The sequence below is a fragment of the Corynebacterium sp. HMSC062A03 genome, assembly GCF_001811145.1.
In the GTDB taxonomy this organism is placed as follows: domain Bacteria; phylum Actinomycetota; class Actinomycetes; order Mycobacteriales; family Mycobacteriaceae; genus Corynebacterium; species Corynebacterium aurimucosum.
Genome location: NZ_KV803679.1, coordinates 1 through 4,549 on the forward strand (window position 1 = coordinate 1; position 4,549 = coordinate 4,549).

General features: G+C 55.8%; 4 protein-coding genes and 2 pseudogenes. 3 read left to right on the forward strand and 3 right to left on the reverse strand.

What is annotated here, in order from left to right; translation table 11 throughout:
• Both HMPREF2781_RS12620 and HMPREF2781_RS06305 read left to right on the forward strand, forming a co-directional pair.
• A pseudogene (locus tag HMPREF2781_RS12620) lies at positions 1–290 on the forward strand (hypothetical protein); the annotation flags it as partial.
• An 86-nt stretch (positions 291–376) separates the two neighbouring features.
• Positions 377–541: pseudogene (locus HMPREF2781_RS06305) on the forward strand (terminase); the annotation flags it as partial.
• On the opposite strand, the gene HMPREF2781_RS06310 reads toward HMPREF2781_RS06305, so the two are convergent.
• Complete coding sequence (locus HMPREF2781_RS06310; protein WP_070495012.1) at positions 542–1,771, reverse strand: MFS transporter; 1,230 nt, start codon at positions 1,769–1,771, stop codon at positions 542–544.
• A 91-nt stretch (positions 1,772–1,862) separates the two neighbouring features.
• Between HMPREF2781_RS06310 and HMPREF2781_RS12625 the strand changes: the two genes are divergently transcribed.
• On the forward strand, positions 1,863–2,540 hold the full coding sequence (locus HMPREF2781_RS12625; RefSeq protein WP_070462451.1) for a TetR/AcrR family transcriptional regulator: 678 nt from the start codon (positions 1,863–1,865) through the stop codon (positions 2,538–2,540).
• Positions 2,541–2,788: 248 nt separating this feature from the next.
• Here HMPREF2781_RS12625 and HMPREF2781_RS06320 read toward each other — a convergent pair whose 3' ends face one another.
• Positions 2,789–3,673 carry a hypothetical protein gene (locus tag HMPREF2781_RS06320; RefSeq protein ID WP_070529834.1) on the reverse strand — a complete coding sequence of 295 codons (885 nt, stop codon included), beginning with the start codon at positions 3,671–3,673 and terminating at the stop codon, positions 2,789–2,791.
• A 12-nt stretch (positions 3,674–3,685) separates the two neighbouring features.
• Positions 3,686–4,222 (reverse strand): hypothetical protein, encoded by a 537-nt coding sequence (locus HMPREF2781_RS06325; RefSeq protein WP_070644807.1) that lies wholly within the window; start codon positions 4,220–4,222, stop codon positions 3,686–3,688.
• Between the last annotated feature and the right edge of the window lie 327 nt (positions 4,223–4,549).

Consider the following 4,549-nt stretch of genomic DNA (forward strand, 5'->3'; position numbering starts at 1 on the left):
GATATCAGGTGTCTACCAAACAGGGGTCAGGTCCAGGCTGCTGTGGAAGCGTCAACGCCTTAATCCCGCGTCAATCGATTTCAGTCTGGCAAGGACTGTTTCTTGTGACGGCGATCCGATTCGAAAAATGGCGTTTTTCATACGGGTACAAATGGAATCTCACTCGTATGAAGAAGACGACTATTCGGCTACCAGCTACACCAACCGGCGACCCTAACTGGGACTACATGGAGCGCTTCATGAAGGGGTTGCCGTTTTCAGCTGCGCTTGCTGACGGGGTGGATGTTTAATGCTCATCGGCTACGCACGTTACCCGATACTCACCCGGGCGTTACTGAATACTCACCACAGCGTTACTAAATCCGTGGTCCTAACAGCTATCGCGTCCCCATTCGTGGCCATGTCTCAGTCGTTTAGCAAGCAGGCGAATACGCTCTGGTACGAGATTTTCGATGTCGTCAAAGCCAACTCGCTGGTGGACTACTCGGGGCCGACTCCTGCGGATAACGTGATGGAACGGCTACTTCAGGCACGCTCATAGTTATTGGCGTAGTGCGGGTGCAGTGTGGGCGTAGATGACGACCACTGCAATCAAGGCGATACAGACGGCGAAGGGTGCCAGCGGGTTCCACCCGTAAAGGGCGGTCGAAGCCAGCGGGGCAATCGCGTACGCCAACCCATTATTAGCGTTGATGATGCCAGCCACTGCGCCTTGCTCATCTGCACTCATCTTCAAGGTTGGGCCAGTGTTGTACCCGGGCATCGCCAGTCCCATACCTACCCCCAGCACGATACACCCGACAACCAGTAAAGCGTGCGAGGAGGTAGGCCAAATGAGCACAGTTGCAACTAGTGTAATGGCCAGACCAGTACGTAAAAGCTTCGCTGCTCCCCACCCTGTCTTTGGAGCAATCACCGCTTGGGCAATGATCATGGTCACGCCCATGATGGTCAGGTAAATCGCGGAAATACCTGCGGTCGCAGTTGCCGACAGGGCGAAGCGGTCTTGGACAGTGAATCCAAAAATCGTAGCAACAGAAGAAAACACAAGAAACATCACCAGACCAGTTGCTAGCCAGGGAGCTACACGCGGATCAGTGAAGCGAATCCGTTGAGGCTTTGCAAAAAGTTGCCCTCGGCTTTGAGGTGCGAAACTCACCAAGAGAACAACCAGACCAATCACCATCACAACGGGCATGACCACCAAGGGCAAGAGCAGGCCACCAGCAGCGGCTAACACACCTCCAGTAACACCTCCAACAATGGAGGCCATCCCTTGAGCCGCTCCAATCATGCCCAGTGCTTTTACCCGCCCGTTCTCGCTGGCAGCATGCGTGACCAGGTGGGCTTGCGCGGTCGGGGCGATCGCTGAAATCCCTCCACCATAGAGCAAACCACGAGTGATCACAACACCAAAAACTAGTCCGACACCGCCAACTACCTGGTTCATCCCCAGGTAGGAGACAATACCGAAGGCGCTCAAAGCGATGATCGCGATCACAAGCCCAGCAGCGAGTACACGTTTAGCGCCGACACGTTGGGAAGCTCGCCCCCAATAAGCACTCAAGCTCGCTAGTACAATCGCTGCCAAAGAGATAGTGGCGCCAATATGCCATTCCCGCAATCCCATCTGTCGTGACAGTGGCGCGATGATCGGATTGAGAATCATTTGCCCCATAAAGGCGAGAAAAACGATTCCCACTACCAGGTTCGCTTGCGCTCCTGGATCAATAGAGCTCTGTGTCGGCTTATTACTACGAGGGTCGGGCATCACTACACTCCATTACTAGAACACTGTTTCACTTAGGGATATTGTAGAATGGTGTTCTAGTAAGGGTCAAGGAATAAGTTAGGGTCACCTTATGAACACTGTGCTAACGGGGCGAAGGGCTGGGCTATCACGCGAGCTGATTGTCAAACAAGCTGTACAGTTAAGCGCGATCAGTGGCGTTGAGGGATGGTCAGTACGGGACATTGCCCGTGAACTGGGCGTGGTTCCCTCAGTGATTTATCATTATTTTCCAAACAAGGAAGCCATTTGTGATGCTGTTGTAGACCGGGTATGTGTCGGGATTGAAGTTCCCGACCCGGACCTTGAATGGAAAGCCTGGTTTCGAGCTATGGCTCACAATCTACGCCCCGCATTGTTAGCATATCCGGGGATTACCGACAGGTTCGCGCGGGGCAAGTTCACCGAACAGTTTTTGCCGATGATCGATGGAGCCTGGGCCAAACTACAAGAAGCTGGGTTTGGTGACAATTCGCCTGTGGCCTACACAATTATCGCGAACTCGATCATCCACACGATCGGAGCGAGAAACCTGCGCGCATCCAATCAAATCCAGCCTCGCCACAACCTGCACGAAATGCTTGTCAGGCTTGAGCCTATGATGGCTCAATCTGTTGGACTGACCAGTATTGTCAACTCTTACCTGGAGCCTCTCTCACACCCTGATGAAGAAGAAGCGATGTCCGAGGAATACTACGACCTCGTCATCGATGTGATCCTAGACGGCATCGAACACACCCTGCTGCCTTAACTCTGACCCACTTCTCAATCATCGTCTTAGTGAGCGCCCGCACAGCTGTGTACTTCAACACAGCGGATGTAGCCCAGTTGATAAGCCGGGTCAGTTCACGTTCACCCCTCGCGTTATCATGGTCACGGAGACGGTTAAGTAGTTCTTCCTGATACGGATTATTCATGGTGTGCCCTTCATCCAGGTATGGGTAAAGGGGGCCAAGGCACACACCCTGACCCCCTTCGCTGCCTGCTACGGGCTAGCGTCTACTCGGTAGCACCCGCCGTGGTCGGCTCCACCACATCCTGTTCAGCCGTCGCCAGCACCTCCGGGCGGAACACGGAACCGCCGTACACCTGGAGGCCCGTAATCGCACGGGTGAAACGGAACGGCAGCATGGACGATTCCGCCACCTCCGTGATCTGGTAGCCGAACGGGGTAGCCATCGGGTGGCCCGCAATGACCACCTCACGGCCCGCCACCGTCGGCACCGTCGGCGCGGAAATGATGCGGAACCCGAGCAGGCGACCAATCTCACCGTTCAAGAGATTGCTGTTGTTCACTGCCTTGTCCAGGCGCTCGTCGTACAGCAACGCCGATTCCATCTCCGGGCCAACCATCACGAAACGGTCAGTCTTCGGAACCGAAGTGGCGTTGAGTTTCTTACGCAGCACCACCAGCGTCTTGTACGCGTCCTTCTTCTCAATGTCGAGCGGGAGGGTGCCCACCTTGTTGGAGTTCTTCACTCCGTCCTTCATGAGCTTGCCGATGTAGGTATCGACCTGCTCGGACATGCCTTCCTCTGCCTCGCTGACTGCCTCCGGCTTCACGTCTAGAGCAGACTGGACGGAAGATACCAGCGGAATCTTGAAGTTGAAGTAGTCGCCCTGGTCGGTCTTGAACTTACGCTCTCCGAACTCGACATCTTCAACAATCATGTCTTCGGACTCGTCGTACTTACGGATGGTGGGACGGCTAAGGTTGGTGACAACAACCTCGTCACCCTTACCGCGGATTTCGCCCTCAAAGTCGCAGTTCGTCACACCCTCCTGCGCGAATGCCCAGGTCTGACGGAGCGGCTGCATGAGCGCAGACGCGACAATCGGGCCGATTACCGGATCCCAGTTCTTGTGGGACTGTGGAGTTGCCATAGTGCGTTCCTCCTAGTGGAAACTTTTAGCGGCTGATACGGCCTTCCTCCACTGCCTTGTTGATTTCCTCAAACTTGCCCCGTGCGTACAGGCGGTCGAGGTCATCGGCGGTGAGGATTCGGCCATCGTTGTTGTTCGTGGGGCTGGGGTTCCGCTGGTGCGGGGTGCTACCCCACCCGCCTTGAACTGTGGGAATGAGTTGAGCGTGTTGGTGACGAGTTCGCCAGCCTTACTGTCCCACTCGTCGCTGCCCCACTTCGGGAGATCACCTACACCACGGAGATACGGCACAAGCATGTCGGGGTCTGCCCCGTTTTCCTTCGCCAGCTTGCGTAGGGTGTTGTCCTCGCGCATTCGGTCGAGTTCGGCCTGGAGCTTGTCACGCTCGGCTTCTCGTTCCTGCGCAGCGGCCTTGGCCTGCTTGATTTGTTCCTCCGTGTCTTTGTCGGACGGTTCAAAACCGAGTACCTGCGCGAGTTTCTTCAACGTCGCTGCCTGTTCTTCCGCCTGCTTCGCCTTCACTCGGCGGTCGCCGTTCTCGTTCTTCAACTTGCGGTTTTCCGCTTCGTATCGGGCGAGCTGCTTACGTAGCGCGTCAAGGTCTACGGCTTCGTCCGCCTCGTTGGCCTGCGCCTCGCCTAGGTGTTCACCGGCTTGGGTGTAGTTCCCTGCTCGGTGTCGTGCTGGGCCTGCTGCGCCTTGTCAGCGGCCTGCTGTGCGAGGTCTGCGGGGGTGGTGTTTTCATCCGACATGTGGTTTGTCTCCTCCGTGGGGTGTTGGGTGTGTTCCACGCCTTGGTGGTAACGGAGGTGAGTATGAGACATATTGGTTGGCGGTCAGTTTGAAGCGTCCTGGGTTTAGTTCCTACCTCAGCTA